The sequence below is a fragment of the Pseudomonas kermanshahensis genome, from assembly GCF_014269205.2.
In the GTDB taxonomy this organism is placed as follows: Bacteria; Pseudomonadota; Gammaproteobacteria; order Pseudomonadales; family Pseudomonadaceae; genus Aquipseudomonas; species Aquipseudomonas kermanshahensis.
Genome location: NZ_JABWRY020000001.1, coordinates 526,501 through 549,741, shown reverse-complemented (window position 1 = coordinate 549,741; position 23,241 = coordinate 526,501). Strand labels below are relative to the sequence as shown.

Annotated in this window: 26 protein-coding genes; 3 read left to right on the top strand and 23 right to left on the bottom strand. The window is 61.9% G+C overall.

Features of this window, described 5'->3' with window-relative positions; genetic code table 11:
* Nucleotides 1-95 precede the first annotated feature (95 nt).
* The 18 genes from bamB to trmJ all read right to left on the bottom strand — a co-directional run bounded on the left by bamB (nt 96) and on the right by trmJ (nt 15,095).
* Nucleotides 96-1,238 carry an outer membrane protein assembly factor BamB gene (gene bamB / locus HU764_RS02555; protein WP_027595553.1) on the bottom strand — a complete coding sequence of 381 codons (1,143 nt, stop codon included), beginning with the start codon at nt 1,236-1,238 and terminating at the stop codon, nt 96-98.
* A gap of 1 nt (nt 1,239) precedes the next feature.
* A complete protein-coding gene (locus HU764_RS02550) occupies nt 1,240-1,881 on the bottom strand; it encodes a tetratricopeptide repeat protein (protein WP_027595552.1) in 642 nt (213 codons plus the stop codon).
* A 39-nt stretch (nt 1,882-1,920) separates the two neighbouring features.
* Complete coding sequence (hisS, locus tag HU764_RS02545; RefSeq protein ID WP_027595551.1) at nt 1,921-3,210, bottom strand: histidine--tRNA ligase; 1,290 nt, start codon at nt 3,208-3,210, stop codon at nt 1,921-1,923.
* A gap of 25 nt (nt 3,211-3,235) precedes the next feature.
* Nucleotides 3,236-4,345 carry a flavodoxin-dependent (E)-4-hydroxy-3-methylbut-2-enyl-diphosphate synthase gene (ispG, locus tag HU764_RS02540; protein WP_027595550.1) on the bottom strand — a complete coding sequence of 370 codons (1,110 nt, stop codon included), beginning with the start codon at nt 4,343-4,345 and terminating at the stop codon, nt 3,236-3,238.
* Nucleotides 4,346-4,348: 3 nt separating this feature from the next.
* Entirely contained in the window at nt 4,349-5,380 is a 1,032-nt protein-coding gene (locus HU764_RS02535; protein ID WP_186703501.1) for a RodZ domain-containing protein, read from the bottom strand.
* Entirely contained in the window at nt 5,377-6,138 is a 762-nt protein-coding gene (pilW, locus tag HU764_RS02530; RefSeq protein WP_186703500.1) for a type IV pilus biogenesis/stability protein PilW, read from the bottom strand. Before pilW ends, HU764_RS02535 begins: the two co-directional genes overlap by 4 nt.
* Before the next feature lie 13 nt (nt 6,139-6,151).
* Nucleotides 6,152-7,297, bottom strand: coding sequence for a dual-specificity RNA methyltransferase RlmN (gene rlmN / locus HU764_RS02525; protein WP_027595547.1), 1,146 nt, complete (start codon nt 7,295-7,297; stop codon nt 6,152-6,154).
* Between the two features lie 28 nt (nt 7,298-7,325).
* Nucleotides 7,326-7,751, bottom strand: a complete 426-nt coding sequence (gene ndk, locus HU764_RS02520; RefSeq protein WP_012316140.1) for a nucleoside-diphosphate kinase — start codon at nt 7,749-7,751, stop codon at nt 7,326-7,328.
* Nucleotides 7,752-7,841: 90 nt separating this feature from the next.
* Nucleotides 7,842-8,042 (bottom strand): Fe-S cluster assembly protein IscX, encoded by a 201-nt coding sequence (iscX, locus tag HU764_RS02515; RefSeq protein ID WP_024762959.1) that lies wholly within the window; start codon nt 8,040-8,042, stop codon nt 7,842-7,844.
* Between the two features lie 10 nt (nt 8,043-8,052).
* Nucleotides 8,053-8,394, bottom strand: a complete 342-nt coding sequence (gene fdx / locus HU764_RS02510) for an ISC system 2Fe-2S type ferredoxin (RefSeq protein WP_027595546.1) — start codon at nt 8,392-8,394, stop codon at nt 8,053-8,055.
* 3 nt (nt 8,395-8,397) lie between these two features.
* Nucleotides 8,398-10,260 carry a Fe-S protein assembly chaperone HscA gene (gene hscA, locus HU764_RS02505; protein WP_186675547.1) on the bottom strand — a complete coding sequence of 621 codons (1,863 nt, stop codon included), beginning with the start codon at nt 10,258-10,260 and terminating at the stop codon, nt 8,398-8,400.
* Nucleotides 10,261-10,302: 42 nt separating this feature from the next.
* Nucleotides 10,303-10,824 (bottom strand): co-chaperone HscB, encoded by a 522-nt coding sequence (hscB, locus tag HU764_RS02500; RefSeq protein ID WP_027595544.1) that lies wholly within the window; start codon nt 10,822-10,824, stop codon nt 10,303-10,305.
* 8 nt (nt 10,825-10,832) lie between these two features.
* A complete protein-coding gene (iscA, locus tag HU764_RS02495; protein WP_027595543.1) occupies nt 10,833-11,156 on the bottom strand; it encodes an iron-sulfur cluster assembly protein IscA in 324 nt (107 codons plus the stop codon).
* A 28-nt stretch (nt 11,157-11,184) separates the two neighbouring features.
* Nucleotides 11,185-11,571, bottom strand: a complete 387-nt coding sequence (gene iscU / locus HU764_RS02490) for a Fe-S cluster assembly scaffold IscU (protein WP_003248539.1) — start codon at nt 11,569-11,571, stop codon at nt 11,185-11,187.
* A gap of 46 nt (nt 11,572-11,617) precedes the next feature.
* Complete coding sequence (locus HU764_RS02485; protein ID WP_027595542.1) at nt 11,618-12,832, bottom strand: IscS subfamily cysteine desulfurase; 1,215 nt, start codon at nt 12,830-12,832, stop codon at nt 11,618-11,620.
* A gap of 47 nt (nt 12,833-12,879) precedes the next feature.
* A complete protein-coding gene (iscR, locus tag HU764_RS02480; RefSeq protein WP_027595541.1) occupies nt 12,880-13,371 on the bottom strand; it encodes a Fe-S cluster assembly transcriptional regulator IscR in 492 nt (163 codons plus the stop codon).
* Between the two features lie 179 nt (nt 13,372-13,550).
* The gene (gene cysE, locus HU764_RS02475; protein ID WP_027595540.1) at nt 13,551-14,336 is read right to left on the bottom strand and encodes a serine O-acetyltransferase; all 786 of its coding nucleotides are present in this window, start codon (nt 14,334-14,336) and stop codon (nt 13,551-13,553) included.
* Nucleotides 14,337-14,339: 3 nt separating this feature from the next.
* On the bottom strand, nt 14,340-15,095 hold the full coding sequence (trmJ, locus tag HU764_RS02470; RefSeq protein WP_027595539.1) for a tRNA (cytosine(32)/uridine(32)-2'-O)-methyltransferase TrmJ: 756 nt from the start codon (nt 15,093-15,095) through the stop codon (nt 14,340-14,342).
* 151 nt (nt 15,096-15,246) lie between these two features.
* Here trmJ and suhB point away from each other — a divergent pair, with 151 nt between their 5' ends.
* The gene (suhB, locus tag HU764_RS02465; protein WP_027595538.1) at nt 15,247-16,065 is read left to right on the top strand and encodes a type III secretion system regulator SuhB; all 819 of its coding nucleotides are present in this window, start codon (nt 15,247-15,249) and stop codon (nt 16,063-16,065) included.
* Nucleotides 16,066-16,188: 123 nt separating this feature from the next.
* Here the strand turns inward: suhB and HU764_RS02460 are convergent, their stop codons facing one another.
* Nucleotides 16,189-16,782: an acyl-homoserine-lactone synthase gene (locus HU764_RS02460; protein ID WP_027595537.1), complete on the bottom strand. Its 594-nt coding sequence runs from the start codon at nt 16,780-16,782 to the stop codon at nt 16,189-16,191.
* Nucleotides 16,783-16,920: 138 nt separating this feature from the next.
* Between HU764_RS02460 and HU764_RS02455 the strand changes: the two genes are divergently transcribed.
* Nucleotides 16,921-17,151 carry a hypothetical protein gene (locus HU764_RS02455; RefSeq protein WP_027595536.1) on the top strand — a complete coding sequence of 77 codons (231 nt, stop codon included), beginning with the start codon at nt 16,921-16,923 and terminating at the stop codon, nt 17,149-17,151.
* A 3-nt stretch (nt 17,152-17,154) separates the two neighbouring features.
* Here the strand turns inward: HU764_RS02455 and HU764_RS02450 are convergent, their stop codons facing one another.
* Nucleotides 17,155-17,871 (bottom strand): LuxR family transcriptional regulator, encoded by a 717-nt coding sequence (locus tag HU764_RS02450; protein ID WP_186675545.1) that lies wholly within the window; start codon nt 17,869-17,871, stop codon nt 17,155-17,157.
* A 351-nt stretch (nt 17,872-18,222) separates the two neighbouring features.
* Here HU764_RS02450 and HU764_RS02445 point away from each other — a divergent pair, with 351 nt between their 5' ends.
* Nucleotides 18,223-19,647, top strand: coding sequence for a class I adenylate-forming enzyme family protein (locus tag HU764_RS02445; protein WP_186675542.1), 1,425 nt, complete (start codon nt 18,223-18,225; stop codon nt 19,645-19,647).
* A 128-nt stretch (nt 19,648-19,775) separates the two neighbouring features.
* On the opposite strand, the gene HU764_RS02440 is transcribed toward HU764_RS02445, so the two are convergent.
* The 3 genes from HU764_RS02440 to secD all read right to left on the bottom strand — a co-directional run bounded on the left by HU764_RS02440 (nt 19,776) and on the right by secD (nt 23,226).
* The gene (locus HU764_RS02440; RefSeq protein WP_027595533.1) at nt 19,776-20,324 is read right to left on the bottom strand and encodes a glycine zipper 2TM domain-containing protein; all 549 of its coding nucleotides are present in this window, start codon (nt 20,322-20,324) and stop codon (nt 19,776-19,778) included.
* A gap of 120 nt (nt 20,325-20,444) precedes the next feature.
* Complete coding sequence (gene secF / locus HU764_RS02435) at nt 20,445-21,353, bottom strand: protein translocase subunit SecF (protein ID WP_186675538.1); 909 nt, start codon at nt 21,351-21,353, stop codon at nt 20,445-20,447.
* Nucleotides 21,354-21,363: 10 nt separating this feature from the next.
* A complete protein-coding gene (secD, locus tag HU764_RS02430; RefSeq protein ID WP_027595531.1) occupies nt 21,364-23,226 on the bottom strand; it encodes a protein translocase subunit SecD in 1,863 nt (620 codons plus the stop codon).
* Nucleotides 23,227-23,241: the final 15 nt, after the last annotated feature.

Genomic DNA, 23,241 nt, shown 5'->3' with positions numbered 1-23,241 from the left:
TTGAAAATGCAAAGGCCGCTGCAAGGCAGCGGCCGGAGTTTGTGCGGCGTTTCCTACACCGCGGCTCAAGACCGTTGGCGGTCTTGAGCTTAGCTTCAGCGGACGGTCAGTGCCTCGAGCTTGCCGCTGTTGCCGAAGACGTAGATGGTGTCGCCGACCACCAGGGGCCGGGCGCGCAGGCCATCGCTGTCGATTCGTTCACGGCCGACGAAGCGACCATCGACCTGGCTGAGCAGGTGCAGGTAACCCTCGAAGTCCCCGACAGCCACGTAGCTGGAGAACACTTCCGGTGCCGACAGCTGACGGCGAGCCATGGAATCGTTGGTCCACAGGGCGCTGGAAGAGCGCTCGTCGACGCTTTCAACGGTACCCGAGGCTTCGCTGACATAGACGTTACCGTAACCCTGGGCGACACCCACATAGCTGGACGCATCACGCTGCCACAGCACGCGGCCGCTTTCCAGGTCCAGGCCCGCTACGCGGCCCTGGTAGGTGCTGACGTACAGAGTACCACCGGACAGCAGCAAGCCGCCGTCGATATCTACCACGCGGTCCAACTCGGAACGCCCCTGCGGGATGGCCACACGGCTCTCCCACACTGGCACGCCGTTGTTGATATCCACCGCGATCACTTTACCGGTGGACAGGCCGGCAACCGCCAGGCGGTTGGTCGCGATCGGTGCACCGGTGCCGCGCAGGGTCAGTACGGCCGGGGTGTTTTCGTAGATCCAGCGGCGGTCGCCGGTCGCGGCATCGAGGCCGATCAGGCGGTCGTCCTGGGTCTGCACCACCACCACGTCGCCGTTGTTGGCGGGCGGTGCCAGCACTTCACTGGTCACGCGCGAACGCCAGCGCTCTTCACCGGTGCTGGAGTCCAGCGCGATGACCTCGCCTTTGAGGGTGCCGAGCATGACCAGCCCGTAACCCACGCCGACAGCGCCCGACACTTGCAGGTCCAGGTCTTTTTTCCACACCACGTCGCCGGTGATACGGTCGAGGGCGAAGACTTCGCCGTTGACGTCGGAGGCGTAGATACGGTCGTTTTCGATGGCCGGTACCAGGGTGTTGTACGTCTCGCCCTGGCCGTCACCGATCGAGCGGCTCCACTGCTTTTTCAGTACCACTTCCTCGGTGAACTTGGTCAGCTCGGCCGGGGGCAGTTCCTTCTTGCTGTTGCTGCTGCAACCCGCGGCCAGTACGGCCAGGGTCAGCACTGCTGCTTGTTTCCAACCGATCACGTCACGCGTCCCCTTTGGCCAAGTCATCCAGCTTCAGTTGCAGGCCACCGACCGCTGCTTCATCCGACAGCGAGGCCTTGGCTTTCTCATAAGCGCTGTGAGCATCGTCGGCGCGACCCAGCTGCACCAGCAGGTCACCCTTCAATTCTTCGCGGCTGGCCAGGAACGCCTTGTCGGCATCGCCGTCGAGCAGCTTGAGTGCCTCTTCGGCCTTGTCCTGGGCAGCCAGTACACGGGCCAGGCGCTGGCGCGAAATCTCGCCCAGGGTGGCATCGGCTGGCTTGTCCAACACAGCTTTGAGCTCGGCAGCAGCGTCGTCGAGCTTGCCGCTCTCGACCGCGACCTTGGCCACGAACAGGCTGCCGTACTGGGCGTAGGCGGTACCACCGAACTCGCTCTTGAGCTTGCCGGCCAGTTCCGCGACCTTGGTTGCGTCAGGCTGGCCACTCGGCGTCAGGCTGGTTTCAAGCAAAGCCTGGTACAGCTGCGAGGCACCTTGCGACTGGTTGTTCTGGTACTTGTGCCAGGTATTCCAGCCCAGTACCACCACACCGGCCAGCAACGCGCCCGTCAGCAGCGGCTTGCCGTTGCGGTTCCACCAGTCCTTGACCCCTGCCAGGTCATCATCATCGGTACTCGACACCCCAATACTCCTTTTCGCCTATTCGCTTGTTGGACCGCGTTACGCCTGTGCGACCGCGGTTTCCAGGTGCTCAGCCAGAGCATCCCAGGCAATGTTCTGTTGTTCGCCCTGACCACGCAGGGGCTTGAAGCCGATCGCTTGCTGGGCCAGCTCGTCGTCGCCAAGAATCAGGGCGAACAGCGCGCCGCTCTTGTCGGCTTTCTTGAACTGGCTCTTGAAGCTGCCACCCCCGGCGTTGACCACCAGGCGCAGGCCCGGCAGACGATCACGCAGGCGTTCGGACAAGCGCAGGCCAGCCAGCTCGGCCTGTTCGCCGAAGGCGCAGAGGTAGACGTCGACCTGACGGCTGATCGACTCGGGTACCTTACCCAGGGTCTCCAGCAGCAGAATCAAGCGCTCGATACCCATGGCGAAACCAACGCCGGTGGTCGGCTTGCCGCCCATCTGCTCGACCAGGCCGTCGTAGCGGCCACCGGCGCAGACAGTGCCCTGGGCGCCGAGCTTGTCGGTGACCCACTCGAACACGGTCTTGCTGTAGTAGTCCAGGCCACGCACCAGCTTGGTGTTGATCACGAACGGGATACCGGCAGCCTCCAGACGGGCCTTGAGGCCCTCGAAGTGCACGCGGGATTCTTCGTCCAGGTAATCTTCGAGCTTCGGCGCGCCAACCAGCACCGCCTGGGTGTTCTGGTCCTTGCTGTCGAGGATGCGCAGCGGGTTGCTCTTCAGGCGACGCTGGCTGTCTTCGTCCAGCTGCTCGAGGCGTGCCGAGAGGAACTCGACCAGCGCATCACGGTAGCGGGCACGGGCTTCGCTGGTACCCAGGCTGTTGAGCTCGAGCTTAACGGCGTCCTGGATGCCCAGCAGGCCCCACAGGCGCCAGGTCAGCATGATCAGTTCGGCGTCGATGTCCGGCCCGTCAAGGTTGAACACTTCCACGCCGATCTGGTGGAACTGGCGGTAGCGGCCTTTTTGCGGGCGCTCGTGGCGGAACATCTGGCCGATGTACCAAAGTTTCTGCACCTGGCCGTTGCCGGTGATGCCATGTTCAAGCACGGCACGCACACAGGCGGCGGTGCCTTCGGGGCGCAAGGTGAGCGAATCGCCGTTGCGGTCCTCGAAGGTGTACATCTCTTTTTCGACGATGTCGGTCACTTCACCGATGGAGCGCTTGAACAGCTCGGTGAACTCGACGATCGGTGTGCGGATCTGGCTGTACCCGTAGGTGTCCAGCAGGCCGGCCACGGTGCCTTCGAAGTAGCGCCACAGTGGCGACTGTTCAGGCAGGATGTCGTTCATGCCACGGATGGCTTGCAGCGATTTGCTCACGAAAAGTCCTTACGAATTCTGTGTGTCAGCCACGGGCGATCAGCGCCGCGTCGGCTTCGACCTTTTCGGCCGCTTTCTGGCGGATGAGCTTTTCGAGCTCATCGACCAGGTTGTCATTGGTCAGCTTCTGCGCCGGCTTGCCGTCGATGTAGATCAGGTTCGGCGTGCCGCCGGTCAGCCCTACGTGGGCTTCCTTGGCTTCGCCGGGGCCGTTGACCACGCAACCGATCACCGCGACGTCCAGCGGCACCAACAGGTCTTCCAGGCGCCCTTCCAGCTCGTTCATGGTCTTGACCACATCGAAGTTCTGCCGCGAGCAGCTTGGGCAGGCGATGAAGTTGATGCCACGCGAACGCAGGTGCAGCGACTTGAGGATGTCGTAACCGACTTTCACTTCCTCGACCGGGTCAGCAGCCAGCGAGATACGAATGGTATCGCCGATGCCTTCGGCCAGCAGCATACCGAGGCCGACGGCGGATTTCACTGTCCCCGAGCGCAGGCCACCGGCTTCGGTGATGCCCAGGTGCAGGGGCTGGATGATCTGCTTGGCCAACAGGCGGTAGGCTTCGACGGCCATGAACACGTCGGAGGCCTTGACGCTGACTTTGAAGTCCTGGAAGTCCAGGCGGTCCAGGTGCTCGACATGGCGCAGCGCCGACTCGACCAGCGCGGCTGGGGTCGGTTCGCCGTACTTCTTCTGCAGGTCCTTTTCCAGGGAGCCTGCGTTGACGCCGATACGGATCGGGATACCGCGGTCGCGGGCCGCATCGACCACGGCACGCACACGGTCTTCACGGCCGATGTTGCCCGGGTTGATGCGCAGGCAGTCGACGCCCAGCTCGGCCACACGCAAGGCGATCTTGTAGTCGAAGTGAATGTCGGCAACCAGCGGCACGCTGACCCGTTGCTTGATGCGGCCGAACGCCTCGGCGGCGTCCATGTCTGGCACCGAGACACGCACGATGTCGACACCGGCATCCACCAGGCGCTGGATCTGCCCGACGGTGGCATCGACATCGTTGGTGTCGGTGTTGGTCATGCTTTGTACCGCGATGGGCGCATCACCACCCACCGGCACATTGCCGACCCAGATTTTGCGGGATTCGCGACGTTTGATCGGAGATTCGCCGTGCATGACTTACTGTCCCAACTTCAGGCGAGCAGTCTCGCCACTTGTAAACGGAGCAACATCGACGGCCTGGCCGTTGTAGCTGACCTGCGCGCCACGGGCAAAGCCCAGGCGTACCGCGAACGGCGGCTTGCCGGTCAGCTCGAGGTTGTCGCCCTTGCGCTTGACGCCGCTGAACAGCACCTTGCCATTGCCATCGTTGACTTGGGTCCAGCAATTGGCGCTGAACTGAATCGAGACACTGGCGCTACCGGCCGGCACTGCGACGGGCGCGGCGGGCACAGTGGCAGCGGGCGCGGCAGCCACGGGCGCGGTTGCAGCCGGCGCTGCCGGAGCAGGCGCAGGCGTTGGCGCAGTGGCTGCGGTGGCCGCTTGGGGCTGCTGAGCGGGGGCTGGTGTTACGGTTGTTGCAGGGGGCTGCGCAGCGCTGGCGGGTGCTTGCTCGGCAGCGGCGGCCGACTGTTCACCTGCGGGCTGCTCCAGCGGCAACGGGGCGCTCTCGGGTTGCTGGCCGGCGCTCACGGCCTGGTCTTCAGGCTCGTCCAGCGGGTGAATCTGTGTGGTGCCGTCGGCGCTCTCGACTTCGACGTGCTCCAGGGCGATCTTGGCCAAGTCCTTGCCAGGCAGGCTGCCTTGGTCCTGCCACCAGACGAAGCCGCCACCGACTACCGCCACCAGCAGCAACAGGCTGACGCCGCGCAGGATGTTGTGCGAGAGGCGTACAGGCTCTTCGATGCGGCCCAGCGAATGCACTTCGCTGCCTTTGGCGTGGGTGCCAGTGTAACGGTCGAAGGCCTCGACCAGCGTGGCTTGGTCCAGGTCCATCAGTTTGGCGTAGGCGCGGATATAGCCACGGGCGAACGTGTGCCCGGGCAACTTGTCGAAGGCGCCGGTTTCAACGTGGTTCAACGAACTGACAGTGAGGTTGAGCTTGCGGGCCACCTCGGCTTGTGACCAGTCCCGCTTCTCACGGGCCTGACGCAAAAGCTCACCGGGGTTCTGGCCAGGCGCTACGGCTACTTCGGGATGCGCGGCGTTCATCGTTGCTCCGACAGGTATTGCTGATATTCCGGCGTACCGGGATAAAGTCGTTGTAATTGCTGGCCCAAATTGGCCAATGTGCCCTGCTCGTCGAACACCCGGGCAAGGCGGCTGCCCAGCAGGAGGCTACGGGCGTCGTGGTCGCTCAACTGGCTGAAACGATCGTAGTAGTCCAGGGACGGCACATAATGCCTGTTTTCGTAGGACAACTCAGCCATTTCCAGCAACGCCTTGGGTTGCCGTGGGTTGAGTTGCAACGCTTTGAGCAGATAGGCGTGCGCCTGGTCTCGACGCTCGAGCTTCAGGGCGGTCAAGCCAAGGTTCTCGTACACGCGTGAGCGTTCAGGATACAGGGTATCGGCACTGGCCAGGCGAAACATCTGCTTGGCCTCGGCAAATCGCCCCTGAGCATAAAGGAAACTGCCGTAGTTGTTGCGAATTCGCGTGTCGCCAGGGCGTGCCTGCAGAGCTTTTTGAAAGTGCTGCTCGGCCAGGGCCGGCTCACCTTCAGCCTGAAACACCAGCGCCAGCGCCGCATGCGCGCCGGCATCGCTGGCGTCCAGGGCAAGCGCCTTGCCCAGCGGGGCCTTGGCCTGTTCGGTCAAGCCTTCTTGCAAATAACCAAGCCCCAACTGCACATACGCCCTGCCCGCCTCTTGCCGCCCTTGGCGGCTGGCCAGCGGGTCACCCGCGCCGCCCGACACGCAGCCGGCCAGCAGCAAAAGCGCAAGGATCGACAGCGCGGCGCGCAGGGTCATGGCGAGTTCTCGGTCAGTGGCGCGCGGCGCTGTCTTGCAGCTCGGCGTCGGCAGAGAGCTGGCGCACAGCGATGTAGCGCTCACTGCGGCGGGTGCGGTCGTTGACCTGGCCGACCAACTGACCACAGGCGGCGTCGATGTCTTCGCCACGGGTGGTACGGGTGGTGACGTTGAAACCACCGTGGTGGAGCAGGTCCTGGAAGCGGCGGATGGCGTTGTTGCTCGGCCGCTCGTAACCGGAATGCGGGAACGGGTTGAACGGGATCAGGTTGATCTTGCACGGCACGTCGCGCAGCAGTTCGATCATCTGCGCGGCATGTTCAGGCTGGTCGTTGACGTCCTTGAGCAGGGTGTACTCGACCGTCAACACGCGCTTGCCACCCAGGGTGGCCATGTAGCCCATGCACGATTCCAGCAGCACCTTCAGCGGGTACTTCTTGTTGATCGGCACCAGCTGGTTACGCAGCTCGTCGTTCGGCGCGTGCAGCGACAGGGCCAGCGACACGTCGATGTGCTTGGCCAGTTCGTCAATCATCGGCACCACGCCCGAGGTGGACAAGGTGACGCGACGCTTGGAAATGCCATAGCCCAGATCATCCATCATGATCTTCATGGCGGCGATGACATTGTCGAAGTTCAGCAAAGGCTCGCCCATGCCCATCATGACCACGTTGGTAATCGCGCGGTCGACTTTGGCCGGGACGGTCCCGAAAGATTTGTTGGCAAGCCACACCTGGCCAATCACTTCGGCGGCGGTGAGGTTGCTGTTGAAGCCTTGCTTGCCGGTGGAGCAGAAACTGCAGTCCAGGGCGCAGCCGGCTTGCGACGATACGCACAGCGTGCCGCGGTCGTCGGTAGGAATGTAGACGGTCTCGACGCAGCTGCCAGAGGCAACGCGGATCACCCATTTACGGGTGCCGTCGGCGGAAATGTCTTCACTGACCACTTCCGGTGGGCGAATTTCGGCAACAGCCTCGAGCTTTTCGCGCAAGGCCTTGCCGACGTTCGTCATGGCGGCGAAATCATCGACGCCAAAATGGTGAATCCATTTCATCACCTGGCCGGCACGGAAGCGCTTCTCCCCTATAGAGTCGAAGAATTGTTCCATTTCCGGCTGGGTCAGGCCCAACAGGTTGATTTTGCCAGTAGATGTCGTCATGGATTCACCCTCACCCGTAAGCTTTCGCTTAGCGAGTGGTTACCTCGGTAGCAGCGAAGAAGTAAGCGATTTCGCGAGCAGCAGCAGCTTCGGAGTCCGAACCGTGAACGGCGTTGGCGTCGATCGACTCGGCGAAGTCAGCACGGATGGTGCCGGCAGCAGCTTCTTTAGGGTTGGTAGCGCCCATCAGCTCACGGTTCAGAGCGATGGCGTTTTCGCCTTCCAGAACCTGAACAACAACCGGGCCGGAAGTCATGAAGGCAACCAGATCGCCGAAGAAGCCGCGCTCGCTGTGCTCAGCGTAGAAGCCTTCGGCTTCGGCTTTGGACAGTTGCTTGATTTTCGAGGCAACGATTTTCAGGCCAGCTTCTTCGAAGCGAGTGGTGATCTTGCCGATGACGTTTTTGGCAACGGCGTCAGGCTTGATGATCGAGAAAGTACGTTGAACAGCCATGGAAAACTCCAGAAATATGAGTGTTGCGAAAAATTAAACCCGCGAATTATACGCGGGTTTCAGGGGATTGCCTAACCTGCAGCGACGCGCTTAGTCGGCTTCATCAATCCAGGCCGCCTGGATGGCCTCGAGCACTTTCTCACCGCCGCGTGACGGATCGTCGCTGAACTCTGGCAATGCCAGCACCCAGCGGTGCAGATCGACGAAATTCACATAACGAGGATCGACGTCCGGCTTGCTTTCTGCAAGCTGGATGGCGATCTCAAGTACATCAACCCATTTCAGACTCATGCAAAAATCCTCAGTGGGGCGCTTCAGCAGCGTGGTTAAGCGAATACTTGGGGATCTCGATGGTCAGGTCCTGGTCGGCGACGACCACCTGGCAGCCGAGGCGCGACTGGGCTTCCAGGCCCCAGGCCTTGTCCAGCATGTCCTCTTCCAGCTCGTCCGCTTCTTCCAGCGAATCGAAACCTTTGCGAACAATACAGTGACAGGTGGTGCAGGCCTTGACCCCACCGCAAGCGCTTTCCATTTCGATGTGATGCTCGTGGGCCAGCTCCAGGATGTTGGTCCCAGGCTCGACCTCCACGGTCAGCCCTTCCGGGCAAAACTTCTCGTGCGGCAGGAATGTCACCAGCGGCATCGGTTACTCCTCGATCTCATTCAGGTTGCGCCCGGCCAGTGCGGCTTTGACCGTCGAATCAAGGCGACGGGCGGCAAATGCATCGGTCACCTGCGACAGACGCTTGGTCTGTTGCTCGATGGCGGGGCCATCGGTGCCGGTCAGCAAATCACGTAGTTCTTGCATCTGGAATTCGATGGCTTCGCGCTCTTCGCTGCTGAGCAGGCGCTCGCCATCGGCGTCCAGGGCGCCCTGTACTGCTTCGAGCAGGCGCTCACCGTCAACCTGGTGTTCACGCAGCTGACGGGCCTGCTTGTCGCTGCCTGCGTGCTCGAACGAATCCTTGAGCATGCGGGCGATCTCGCCGTCGGTCAGGCCGTAGGACGGCTTGACCTGAATGCTGGCTTCGACGCCCGAGCCCAGTTCGCGGGCAGCGACGCTGAGCAGGCCATCGGCATCGACCTGGAAGGTCACGCGGATTTTCGCCGCACCGGCGACCATGGCCGGGATGCCGCGCAGCTCGAAGCGCGCCAGCGAGCGGCAGTCGCTGATCAGCTCGCGCTCGCCTTGCAGGACGTGAATCATCATGGCCGACTGGCCATCTTTATAGGTGGTGAACTCTTGCGCACGCGCCACCGGAATGGTGGTGTTGCGCGGGATCACCTTCTCCATCAACCCGCCCATGGTCTCAAGGCCCAGGGACAGTGGGATGACGTCGAGCAGCAGCAACTCGCCACCTTCACGGCGGTTGCCAGCCAGGGTGTCGGCCTGAATGGCAGCACCGATGGCCACCACCTGGTCAGGGTCGATCGAGGTCAATGGGGTACGGCCGAACAGTGTGCCAACAGCGTCACGCACGCGTGGAACGCGGGTCGAACCACCGACCATGACCACTGCACCCACCTCTTCCAGCTCGACACCGCTGTCGCGCACGGCGCGGCGGCAGGCTTTGAGGCTGCGAGCGATCAGCGGCTCGATCATGGCATCGAAGGCGGCCCGGCTGAGCTCACCCTGCCAGGCACCGTGGCTGACGCTGACCACGTCGGCGTCGGTCAGGGCTTCCTTGGCGGCGCAGGCGGCCTGCAGCAACTGGCGCTGAGTACCCGGGTCGAGGTCGGAAGACAGCCCAGCCTGTTCAATGATCCAACCGGCAATCGCGTGGTCGAAATCATCGCCGCCCAGGGCGGTATCGCCGCCGGTGGCCAGCACTTCGAAGACGCCGGCCGTCAGGCGCAGGATGGAGATATCGAACGTGCCGCCACCCAGGTCATAGATGGCCACCACGCCTTCGGCGTTTTGGTCCAGGCCATAGGCCACGGCCGCTGCGGTCGGCTCGTTGAGCAGGCGCAACACATTGAGGCCGGCCAGGCGCGCGGCATCCTTGGTCGCTTGGCGCTGGGCGTCGTCGAAATAGGCTGGCACGGTGATCACCGCCCCCACCAAGTCGCCACCGAGGGTTTGCTCGGCGCGCTCGCGCAGCACCTTGAGGATGTCGGCCGACACCTCCACCGGGCTTTTCGGCCCTTGGACGGTATCGATGAACGGCATGTGCGACTCACCGCCAATGAAGCGGTACGGCAGCTGCTCGCCCAACTGCTTGACGTCGGCCAGGCCGCGCCCCATCAGGCGCTTTACCGACAGCACGGTGTTCAAAGGGTCGCTGGAAGCGGCATCGCGCGCAGCCTGCCCGACTTCGCTGCGCCCTTCGAGGTAGCGCACCGCAGACGGCAAAATGACATTACCCTGCACATCCGGCAGGGGCTCGCTGCGACCGCTGCGAACGGCAGCGACCAGAGAATTGGTGGTACCCAGGTCGATACCCACCGCCAGGCGGCGCTGGTGCGGCTGAGGGCTTTGACCGGGTTCGGCGATCTGCAGTAGGGCCATGCTTATCTGAATACCTTAGGCGTCATCACGGGCAACGCCGGGTTAATCGTCGAGGCGCTCTTCCAGTTGGCGCACTTCTTGGGCGAGCTTGTCGAGGAACTGCATGCGGCGCATCAGGCGTTCGGCCTTCTCGCGCTCGGCAGGCACATCCCAGCAGGCGGCGAAATCCTCGTTCAGCGTGTCCTGCGCACCCTTCAGGCGCTTCTTGAACACAGCAACACCATCGAGGTCGGCTTCGTCCTGCAGCTCTTCGAGCTCTTCGCGCCACTGCATCTGCTGCAGCAGGAAGTCGGGGTCATGGACCGTGACTTCCTGGGGCACTTCGTGGCCACCGATTGCCAGCAAGTAGCGGGCTCGGCGCGGCGCACTGCGCAGCGTCTGGTAGGCGTCGTTGAGGGCCGCGGACTTCTCCAGGGCTACCCGCTGCTCGCGCTCGGAAGCGTCGGCAAAACGGTCAGGATGGACCTCGCGGGCCAGCTCGCGGTAGCGAGTGGCCAGCTTGTCGAGGTCCAGCCGGAAGCACGGCTGGAGATCAAACAGAGCGTAATGACAAGGAGTACCCACAGCCAGCCTCAGACGTTGAAGCTTTCGCCGCAGCCACACTCACCGCGCACGTTGGGGTTGTTGAACTTGAAGCCTTCGTTCAACCCTTCTTTGACGAAGTCGAGCTCGGTGCCATCGAGGTACACCAGGCTTTTCGGGTCGATGATGACCTTCACGCCGTGGTTCTCGAATACCTGGTCTTCGCCCGCCACTTCGTCGACGAACTCCAGCACATAGGCCAGGCCCGAGCAGCCGGTGGTGCGTACGGCCAGGCGAATGCCTTCACCCTTGCCGCGCCCTTCCAGGGAACGCCGCACGTGGTTGGCGGCGGCTTCTGTCATGCTGATAGCCATCAGAACTCCTTACCTCGCAACAGGCGACTTAGATCAAGCCTTTCTTCTGCTTGTAATCGCGAACGGCTGCCTTGATGGCATCCTCGGCGAGTACCGAGCAGTGGATCTTGACCGGCGGCAACGCCAGTTCTTCAGCCAGCTGGGTGTTCTTGATGGTTTCGGCTTCGTCCAGGGTCTTGCCCTTCATCCACTCGGTGGCGAGGGAGCTGGAAGCGATAGCCGAACCGCAGCCGTAGGTCTTGAACTTAGCGTCTTCGATGACGCCCTGCTCGTTGACCTTGATCTGCAGGCGCATCACGTCACCGCAGGCCGGCGCGCCGACCATGCCGGTACCGACGTCCGGGTCTTCGGCATTCATCTTGCCGACGTTGCGCGGGTTTTCGTAGTGGTCGATGACCTTTTCACTGTATGCCATGGTGCAATTCCTTCCTCATCAGGGAGCCGCTCTTGCCGGCGACTGCTTAGTGGGCGGCCCACTCGATCTTGGAGATGTCAACGCCGTCTTTGTACATGTCCCACAGCGGCGACAGCTCACGCAGTTTGTTAACGGCCTCGCAGACTTTCTGCGCGGCGTAGTCGACTTCTTCTTCGGTGGTGAAGCGGCCGAAGGAGAAGCGGATCGAGCTGTGCGCCAGCTCGTCGTTACGGCCCAGAGCGCGCAGTACATACGACGGCTCGAGCGAAGCGGAGGTACAGGCCGAACCGGACGATACGGCGATGTCTTTCAGGGACATCAGCAGCGACTCGCCTTCGACATAGTTGAAGCTCAGGTTCAGGTTGTGCGGTACGCGGGCAGTCTGGCTGCCGTTGACGTACAGCTCTTCAAGGTCCGAGACCTGCTTGAAGAAGCGGTCGCTCAGGGCCTTGATGCGAGCGTTCTCGCTGGCCATTTCCTGCTTGGCAATGGCGAAGGCTTCGCCCATGCCGACGATCTGGTGAGTCGGCAAGGTGCCCGAACGCATGCCGCGCTCATGGCCACCACCGTGGATGATCGCTTCCAGACGCACACGCGGCTTGCGGCTGACGTACAGCGCGCCGATACCTTTAGGGCCATAGACCTTGTGCGCCGAGAACGACATCAGGTCGACTTTCAGCTTTTGCAGGTCGATTTCGACCTTGCCGGCCGACTGGGCGGCATCGACGTGGAACAGCACGCCGCGGGCGCGGGTCAGCTCACCGATGGCGGCGATGTCGTTGATCGAGCCGACTTCGTTGTTGACGTGCATCAGCGAGACCAGAATGGTGTCATCGCGCAGCACGGCTTCGACCATGGCCGGGGTGACGATGCCGTCTTCGCCTGGCTCAAGGTAGGTGACTTCGAAACCTTCACGCTCGAGCTGGCGAGCGGTATCCAGGACCGCCTTGTGCTCGATCTTGGAGGTGATGATGTGCTTGCCCTTGGTCTGATAGAAGTGCGCGACACCTTTGAGTGCGAGGTTGTCGGACTCGGTGGCACCGCTGGTCCAGACGATTTCGCGCGGATCGGCGTTGATCAGCTCGGCGACCTGGCGACGACCGTTCTCGACCGCTTCTTCGGCTTTCCAGCCGAATACGTGGGAGCGCGAAGCCGGGTTACCGAAGTTCCCGTCGACCAGCAGGCAGTCAGCCATCTTCTGGGCGACGCGGGGATCGACCGGGGTGGTCGCGGAGTAATCGAGGTAGATCGGCAACTTCATGGATATCTCCTATCAGGCGGTGGCGTCGCTCGTCGCTGTCATAACGGTCAGTCGACGGCGGACGTCTCAATCTTGTCCAACTGGGCGGATCGGCCTGCGACACGACGCAGGTCCTGGCGCTGGGCGACTTCCTGCACCTCACGGCGCTTGACGAGGTCGGCCAGGCTGATGCCGCTGAGGAATTCATGGATCTGCTGGCTGAGATCGCACCACAAGTGGTGGGTCAGGCAGGTGTCACCGGCATGGCAATCCCCAAGGCCTTGGCAACGGGTGGCATCGACCGATTCGTTGACCGCGTCGATGACCTGGGCCACCTGGATGGTTTCCATGCCCCGCGACAGCTGATAGCCACCGCCTGGACCGCGCACACTGGATACCAGGCTGCTGCGGCGCAGCTTGGCGAACAGCTGCTCCAGATAAGAGAGGGAAATGCCCTGGCGCTCGGAAATGTCGGCCAAAGACACCGGCCCATGCTGCGCGTGCAACGCCAGGTCAAGCATGGCTGTCACGGCGTATCGGCCTTTGGTAGTCAGTCGCATGGCTATTGGGTACCACGGGAGTTACAGGATGTGAGCGAGTATGCGATTCCCGAGCATTTAAGTCAACTATAAGACCTACTGCTTTAGTCGGGTTTTGCATCGGGAGGCGGCCGCGATTGTAGCAGACGAGGGGCGTGCGCACACGCCCCGTATGTCACTATGATTTCAGCGCGGCGCGATCAATGCGACTGAGTGTCGCGCTGGGCGACCTGGGCAACTTCGGTGAAGTCATCTTCCGGCAGCGCTGGCAACTCCTTGGCGCAGTAGTCGCTACCCATCTTGGTCAGGGCACCGCACATGCCCTCCAGGCGTTCATCGACCGCTTGCAGGTGGTCGAGCATCTGGCCGATGGCACGCGCGACCGGGTCAGGCATGTCGCCACTGACGCCGTAGGCATCGAAGCCGATCTTCTCGGCCATGGCTTTGCGCCGGGCTTCGACTTCGGTCTCTTCGCTCTTGACGATAATACGCCCCGGGATACCGACGGCAGTCGCCCCTGCCGGCACAGCCTTGGTCACCACCGCATTGGAGCCGATCTTGGCCCCGGCGCCGACAGTGAACGGCCCCAGTACCTTGGCCCCCGCTCCTACCACCACACCGTTTTCCAGGGTTGGGTGGCGCTTGCCTTTGTTCCAGCTGGTGCCACCCAGGGTCACGCCCTGGTAAAGGGTGACATCGTCGCCAATCTCAGCAGTCTCGCCGATGACAATGCCCATGCCGTGGTCAATGAAGAAGCGGCGGCCGATGGTGGCGCCGGGGTGGATCTCGATCCCGGTCATCCAGCGGCCGAAGTTCGACACCAGCCGGGCCAGCCATTTGAAATCACGTTTCCACAGCGCATTACCCAGCCGGTGCAGCCAGATGGCGTGCATGCCCGGGTAGCAGGTCAGTACCTCGAAGGCATTGCGCGCGGCGGGGTCACGGTGGAATACGCTTTGAATATCTTCACGCAGACGTTCGAACATCTGTCATCCCTTCCTTTTATGCGGTTCGCCCCGAGCCACTTTCTGGGTCTCGGTGAGGATGCCGCGCAAAATGCTCATTTCCGGACGCTCGACCGAGCTTCGCCCATACAGCCGGCGCAGGCGCGCCATCAGGTGCTTGGGCTTCTCGGGATCAAGGAAGCCGATGTCCACCAAGGTCTTTTCCAGGTGGTCATAGAACAGCTCCATTTCGTCCATGGTCGCCAGCTCGCTGGCGTCGACCTTCTCGACTTTGGCCGGTGCATCCTCGGCCGCCAGCCAAGCCATGCGCACCTCATAAGAGAGCACCTGAACAGCGGCGGCCAGATTCAGCGAGCTGAAGTCGGGGTTCGAGGGAATGTGCACGTGGAAGTGACATCGCTGCAGTTCTTCGTTGGTCAGGCCGGCGTGTTCACGCCCGAACACCAAGGCGATCTCCTCGCCGCCCAGCGCATGCTCCACGGCCTTGGCCCCGCATTCGCGAGGGCCGATCAGCGGCCAGGGGATACTGCGCTCGCGGGCACTGGTGCCCATGACCAGGTTACAGCCGACCAGCGCCTGCTCAAGGCTGTCGACGACCTGGGCATTGCTCAACACATCGTCGGCACCGGAGGCACGTGCACTGGCTTCGGCCGCAGGGAACTCTTTCGGCTGCACCAGCACCAGGCGCGACAAGCCCATGTTTTTCATGGCACGTGCAGCGCCGCCGATGTTGCCGGGGTGGCTGGTATTGACCAGAACAACACGAATATTTTGCAGCACGGTGTTGTGCTCTCAGAGGCTGATATCAGGGCCTTCGATCTTACAGAACCGACGGACGTAACGCCATGAAAGCAAATGTGACACTTCTGCCGTCAAAGATTTCTGCTAGAATGATCGGCTTTCTTCTTTAACATCTCCAGGTGACCCGCCCATGCAGCCTATGCTGAATATCGCCCTGCGCGCCGCTCGCAGCGCCAGTGAACTGATTTTCCGCTCCATCGAACGCCTGGATAGCATCAAGGTCGATGAGAAAGAGGCCAAGGACTACGTTTCCGAAGTCGATCGCGCCGCCGAGCAGAAAATCGTCGACGCCCTGCGCAAAGCCTACCCGAACCACTCCATCCAGGGTGAAGAGACCGGCATGCACGCGGGCACCGGCGAAGAAGGCAAGGACTACCTGTGGATCATCGATCCGCTGGACGGCACCACCAACTTCCTGCGCGGCATCCCTCACTTCGCCGTCAGCATCGCCTGCAAATACCGTGGTCGCCTCGAGCACGCCGTGGTACTCGACCCGGTTCGCCAGGAAGAATTCACCGCCAGCCGTGGCCGTGGCGCCCAGCTCAATGGCCGTCGCCTGCGCGTCAGCTCGCGCACCAGCCTGGAAGGCGCCCTGCTGGGTACCGGCTTCCCGTTCCGTGACAACCAAATGGCCGACCTGGACAACTACCTGGGCATGTTCCGCGCCCTGACTGGCCAGACCGCCGGCATCCGCCGCGCAGGTTCCGCCAGCCTGGACTTGGCCTACGTCGCCGCCGGCCGCTTCGATGCCTTCTGGGAGTCGGGCCTGGCCGAGTGGGACATGGCTGCAGGCGTACTGCTGATTCAAGAAGCAGGCGGCCTGGTAAGCGACTTCAACGGTGGCCACGACTTCCTCGACAAAGGCCACATCGTCGCCGGCAACATCAAGTGCTTCAAAGCAGTACTGACGGCTATTCAGCCGCACCTGCCAGAGAGCATGAAGCGCTAAGCGCTGGCTGTATTAGAAAAGCACCCCTCGGGGTGCTTTTTTTATGGGCGCTATAAGTGTGCTGTGCATGGCGAAGGTCATACAACTTGATGGCAAGTCAGCGTGAATACACCCGGCGTCTATTCAATGGCAGTTGCTATTGATTGCCGCTTCCAAGGCCGCCGTGGTTTTATCATTCAATTCAATGCGCAGTGCCACCGCGCGTTCAACGCCAATTTGCAATGCCGGACCGAAACGACTGATATCCAAGCCCAGGCGAATCAACATCTTCTCCACGCCCACCGTGGTCACCGTGACGAACTGCTTCACCTCACAACTGATGGCATAGTTGACGATGGCATGAATCGCTTGCGTGGTGCCTTGGGAGAAGCCGAACCGGTTGCCGTCCGGCAGCTCGATGGCGAAGCGGCTCAGCTCCCAGATCGCGTCGGAGCACGGCGCTGGGTGCCCATGCAGCAGCTCTGGGAAGGTGTGCGCCAGCATGTTAGGGCCGGTCGTCGGCAGTATGCGCCAGCAGCCACACACATAACCCGCCTCGTCCTCGCGGTTGATGATCATGTAATAGGGGTCGAGCGCATCATACCCGTCGATTTCCATGTCGTTGATCAGTGGGATGTCCCACATCTTTTTAACCTTGAAAATACGCGCCCGAAGTTTGTGCATCGCATTCAGCGCTTGTGGGTCGATGTTAGTGCGGCGATCAATGGAGATAAGCATAGGGGCAAATACCGGCAGGGGTTGGAGTTGCCGCCCACGGTATATTCACGCTGAATAAATAAAATCCTACCTAATTTGGGAGGTGGCCGAAGTTACTCGGGCTTGTTAATTTTTCGGCTTTTGCAGGATGGATTCCGGATGAAGCTACTCAATACCTCCGCCGTACGCGAGGTCGCCCATCAAGCCATCAGCCTGCGCCTGGGCCTCAAGCAGAGCCAGACCGAGTTCTGGTCGCGCTTTGGCATCAGCCAGGCCTGTGCCAGCCGCATCGAATGCACCAGCCAAGTGCCTGCGCCGGTGTACATTCTGCTGCGCCTGTACCTCAGCGGCCGTCTCGAGGAGAGCGACCTGGCCCAACGCCCACAGTGATACTCAGGGCGTGATCGACTTCTGCTGGATGGCCTTGAGCACCGCCATCTGGCGTGAGCTGACCTGGAACTTGCGGCGGATGTTCTTGAAGTGGAAGTCGATGGCCGAGGTCGTGCACGACAAGATCATCGAGATTTCCCAGGTAGTCTTGCCCGCCGCGCTCCACTGCAGCACCTCTTTCTCCCGGGTGGTCAGGTGCACAGGTTCCGAGCATTCAATGCGCGCCCGGAGCATCCCTTCCATCGCGTAATCGCGCAGCAGGGTTGCCATGGGCAAGGACTGGATCATCGCAGCAGTCGCCTGCTCGCCGCTCTCATCCGGCTTGAGGCACAGCATGCCCGCCTCGCCCCGCGGGCCATGCAGCGGCAGCGCCAGCCCTTGCTGCAACCCGTGCGCTGCGGCTTCTTCGAAGAATTCCGATTCTGAGGGCCCCCGATAGTTCTCGCGGTTCCACAGCAGTGGCCGGTTGGCGCTCAGGCAGTGCTGAACGACGGGGTCGACTGCCGCGTAAGATTCGGCGTCGTAACGCGTACGCCAGGCATCGGGGTAATCACTGTAGATCAGCACCTGCTGACAAGCGTCCGTGGGGGCAGGTTTGAGGCCGATCAGAAAGTTCGAGTAACCCAGCTTGCGGGTCAGGAGTTTCAGGTGAGCCAGCCAGTCCTCAAAGCGCTCCATTTCGCCGAGTTTCAGCAGCTCATCCATTACCAGTAGGGCCATTCCCTTCCTCGTAGGCACCGTTTGACGGTGGTCTCATGGCGAGACGACACGCGAGGGAATATCGACTCCCTCATTCAGGTGGGTCGATAAGATAATTACGTGGCACTTTGAAATCAACGTGCGAATAGTGCCCGCCGACGAGTTACCCACCCGACACAGGCGGTCGAAGACAGTAATAAAACTGCCAGTCGCACCACAACCTCCCTGTTCTGGGAGGTACCAGGCGGCGCGCGCAGCCTATTAACTAGCGTGGCACCAGCCTGCATCCGGCAGGCTGCACCGCTTTGCACATGGACGGCAAGGGAAGACACCTGAAGCTGTAGTTCGGCTGCCCCCCAAGGAGACCCCTGCATGTTCCAGCAACAGTTCTTTAGCATGGTTGCACGCCATCGCGACCACCCGGCGATCGTCGATAGCCATGGCAAGACCCGCAGCTACGGCGAACTGCTGCATGACATCGATCAATTGCGCGCCAGGCTGCACGCCGCAGGCCTGCGCGAAGGCGACGTGGTTGCCACCCAACTGGGCAACAGTAGCGGTTATGTCGCGCTGTTGTTCGCCATGGCCAGCCTGGGGCTGATTCATTGCCCTGTAAGCGTGGCCAGCAGCATCCACCAACGCGCCATGCGTCTAGGCCAGGTCGGTGCCGCCCTGCTGGTGACCGAAGCCGGCATCGTGCCGGCGGGCCTGGGCATCCCTGGCTTTACCCTGCACTCGCCGACACCCGTCAACCTCAAGACACCCGCCTGGCGTGACTGCGCCGGCTTAATGCGCATGCAGGAAACGTCCGGCAGCACCGGGGCACCCAAACTGGCACTGTGGCGCCAGGACAGGCTGTACCGGGAAATCATGCACTGGGTCGATAGCGCCGGCCTCGATGCCAGCGCCCGCTACCTCAGCATTCACACTCTCGATGGCGGGCATGCGGTGGACCTGCATGTGTTCCCGGCCTTGCTGACCGGCGCCACGCTGTACCTGGGCGATGCCACCCAGGTCGAGAACACCCTGCAAACCCTGCACGAACAACGCATCAGCGTGATGAGCGCGTTGCCGTCACAGTACCTGGCGCTGGCCCAGGCCGCGCAAAGCCGCGGCATTCGCCTGCCGGCACTGAGCAAACCATTCTGTGGTGGGGCCTACCTGGATGACCATGTGGTGCTGGAGTGCGAACGCCACTTAGGTGTGCACCTGAAGCGGATCTATGGTTCGACGGAATTTGGCATGGTCCTGGCCAACTTCGCGCCTGGGCTGCAAGTGGGTTGCGGCATGCGCCCGGTGGGTGATGTCGAGGTCACATTGAAAGCGTTGGACCCTGCGCAACCGGAGGTCGGCGAAATCATCGCGCGCTCCGCACACCGCGGCTCGGGGTACTTCCCACCTCCCCCCATGCCCTGCGAGGACCAAGCCTACGCCACCGGCGATATCGCCCGGCGCCTGCCCGACGGAAGCCTGATGCCCATGGGGCGTTCGACCGATGCCCTGCTGACGAAACAAGGCACCCAGTTCGCACCGGCCCTCGAAGCGCAGATTGCACAGGCCATGAAATTCGAACGGGTGGTGATGCTGATTGACGAGCAGGATCGTCGACGCGCCCAGGTGGTGGTTCAAGCCAACATCGCTGACGCCCAGGAGCGGTTGAATGAGCTGAGCGGGGGGCTGGACCGACTGGGGATCAATGCCAGCGTCACAGTACTCGAGCGAATACCGCTGACCCCCACCGGCAAGCCGGACCGCGTACGGCTTCGCAAGCTGCTAACCGCTCACCCAGTGATGTAGGAGCAGCCTTGTGCTGCGAAGAGGCCGGTGAAAACACAGTAGATCTAGGGTGTTTTCACTGGACTCTTCGCAGCACAAGGCTGCTCCTACAAGGGATTTCAGATACAACGGGTTTCAGCAGATGGCGATCACTGCCCGGCCTGATTCTCGCTGAGGATCAGCTTGCCATTCTTGTCCACGGGAATGGTCGAGCCAGGCTCGTGGTCCATCTTCACCTGCCCTACCTGATCACCAATGGTGTACTTCACGTTATACCCAACGACCTTGTCGCTGATGTCGTGGACTGTGTTGCAGCGGGTTTGCGTCGTGGTGTAGGTATCACGCTCTTGCATGCCTTCCTGCACCTTGTTACCGGCATAACCACCACCGACCGCACCGGCCACGGTGGCGATCTTCTTGCCGGTACCGCCGCCGATCTGGTTACCCAGCAGGCCGCCGGCCAGGGCACCCACCACCGTACCTGCGATCTGGTGCTGGTCCTTGACCGGCGCCTGACGCGTCACGGTGACGTCCTTGCAGACTTCACGCGGCGTCTTCACTTGCTGCTTGATTGGCTGCACGTCGGTGACCTGGGCGTACTCAGGCCCTTTGTTCACCAAGCTGTAGGTCGCCACAGCACCTCCGGCAGTTACACCGACAGCACCCAGCACCGCACCCACCAGCATTGATTTATTCACGTGAACCTCCTGATCATACCCGCGGGACTTGGCCCGCCTTCTCCCTGCCTTGGAGCAAAAAAAAAGGCGCGAGTTCAATACTCGCGCCTCTTGATTCGCCAAACGGCGTAGGAAAAGCCCTTACGGACGCTCGTCCACACCCTCAGCCTTGGCTGGCGGAATCAGGTCTTCGCTGTTCAAGTTCAGCCAGATCAGTACCACGTTGGCGATGTAGATCGACGAGTAGGTACCGGCCATGACGCCAATGAACAGCGCCAGCGAGAAGCCGAACAGGTTGTCACCACCAAAGAACAGCAGCGCAGCGATGGCCAGCAAGGTCGACACCGAGGTGGCGATGGTACGGAGCAGGGTCTGGGTGGTCGAGACGTTGATGTTCTCGATCAGCGACGCCTTGCGCATCACGCGGAAGTTCTCACGCACCCGGTCGAATACGACGATGGTGTCGTTGAGCGAGTAACCGATGATCGCCAGCACCGCCGCCAATACCGTCAGGTCGAAGGTAATCTGGAAGAACGACAGAATACCCAGCGTCACCACCACGTCGTGGATCAGCGAGACAATCGCACCCACGGCGAATTTCCACTGGAAGCGGAAGGCCAGGTAGATAAGGATGCCGCCCAGGGCCAGGAGCATGCCCATGCCACCCTGGTCACGCAGCTCTTCACCCACCTGCGGGCCAACGAACTCGACGCGCTTGAGCGTGGCCGGGTTGTCGCCGCCGGCCTTCTGCAGCGCCTCGGCAACCTTGCTGCCCAGCTGCGGGTCATCGCCCGGCATACGCACCAGCAGGTCGGTGGTAGCGCCGAAGCTCTGCACCACAGCCTCGTGGAAACCGGACTCGACCAGCTCGGCACGTACCGCCTTGAGGTCGGCCGGGCGCTCGTAGGTCAGCTCGATCAGCGTACCGCCGGTGAAATCCAAGCCGAAGTTCAGGCCCTTCTGCCACCAGCTGAACAACGCCAGGACGGTAAGGAGCACAGTGATGGCGAACGCGACATTGCGCACGCCCATGAAGTTGATGGTTTTCATCGCAGCTCCCTCAAACCCACAGCTTCTTGATGTCACGCCCGCCACAGGTCAGGTTGACCATAGCGCGGGTCACCATGACGGCGGTGAACATCGAGGTGAAAATCCCGAGGGACATGGTGACCGCAAAGCCCTTGACCGGGCCGGTACCCATGGCGAACAGGATGCCGCCGACCAGCAGGCTGGTCAGGTTGGCGTCGATGATCGCGGTATAGGCGCGGTTGAAACCTTCGTGAATGGCGCGCTGCACCGACATGCCGGCTTTGAGCTCCTCACGGATACGCGAGAAGATCAGCACGTTGGCGTCTACCGCCATACCCATGGTCAACACGATACCGGCAATACCCGGCAGGGTCAGGGTTGCACCCAGCAGCGACATCAGCGCCAGCAGCAGCACCATGTTGCCCGCCAGGGCGACGGTGGCGATCACGCCGAAGCCGCGGTAGATGGCGATGATGAACAGCGAGACGAACAGCATGCCCCACAGCGAAGCATCGATACCCTTGGTGATGTTGTCCGCACCCAGGCTTGGGCCAATGGTACGTTCTTCAGCGAAGTACATCGGCGCGGCCAGACCACCGGCACGCAGCAGCAGCGCCAGCTCGGACGATTCGCCCTGGCCATTCAGGCCGGTGATACGGAACTGGCTGCCCAGTGGCGACTGGATGGTCGCCAGGCTGATGATCTTTTTCTCTTCCTGGAAGCTCTGTACCGGCACTTCCTTCTCGACGCCGTCGACCGTCTGCTTGACGTAGCGAGTGACGGGCTTCTGCTCGATGAAGATCACCGCCATGCTGCGGCCGACGTTGCTGCGCGTGGCGCGGCTCATCAGCTCGCCGCCGTGGCCATCCAGGCGGATGTTCACTTGCGGACGGCCATGCTCGTCGAAGCTGGCCTGGGCGTCGGTGACCTGGTCACCGGTGATGATCAGGCCACGCTCGACCGGGGCGGAACGGCCGCCCTCACGGAATTCGAAGACCTCGGTGGTCGCCTTGGACGCACCCGGCTCGGCACCGAAGCGGAACTCCAGGTTGGCCGTCTTGCCGAGGATACGCTTGGCTTCGGCAGTGTCCTGCACGCCTGGCAGCTCGACCACGATACGGTTGGCGCCTTGGCGCTGAACCAGCGGCTCGGCCACGCCCAGCTCGTTGACACGGTTGCGGACGGTGGTCAGGTTCTGCTTGATCGAGTATTCACGGATCTCGGCGACTTTCGCCTGAGTCAGCGCCAGACGCAGCACAGCGAGGTCATTACGCTCGGTGGCGGTCAGGTCGAAATCACTGAAATTCTTGCGGATCAGGGCACGTGCCTGCTCGCGGGTTGCATCGTCAGAGAAGCCCAGCATGATGCCGCCATCCTGCTGAGGCAGGCTGCGGTAGCGGATGCGCTCTTTGCGCAGGAGGGTTTTGACCTCGCCTTCATAGACCTTCATGCGGGCGCTCATGGCCTTGTCCATGTCCACTTCCAACAGGAAGTGCACACCACCGGACAGGTCCAGGCCCAGTTTCATCGGGCTTGCACCCAGGTTGCGCAGCCATTGCGGAGTGGTTTGTGCCAGGTTCAGGGCCACGACGTAATCATCGCCCAGTGCCTTGCGCACTACATCCTTGGCTGGAAGCTGGTCTTCCTGATTGGTCAGGCGAATCAGCGCACTGCCCTTCTCACCCAGGCTGCCGCCCTTGACGGTGATACCGGCATCGGTCAGCGCCTTGGTGACGCGATCGAGGTCGGCCTGGCTTACCTGCAGCGCCGAACTGGCACCACTGACTTGCACCGCCGGGTCATCCGGGTAGAGGTTGGGAGCGGAATAAATAAAACCGATCGCCAGTACTAGCAAGATCAGTGCGTATTTCCACAGAGGGTATTTGTTCAGCATCACGCCGCCCGTTCA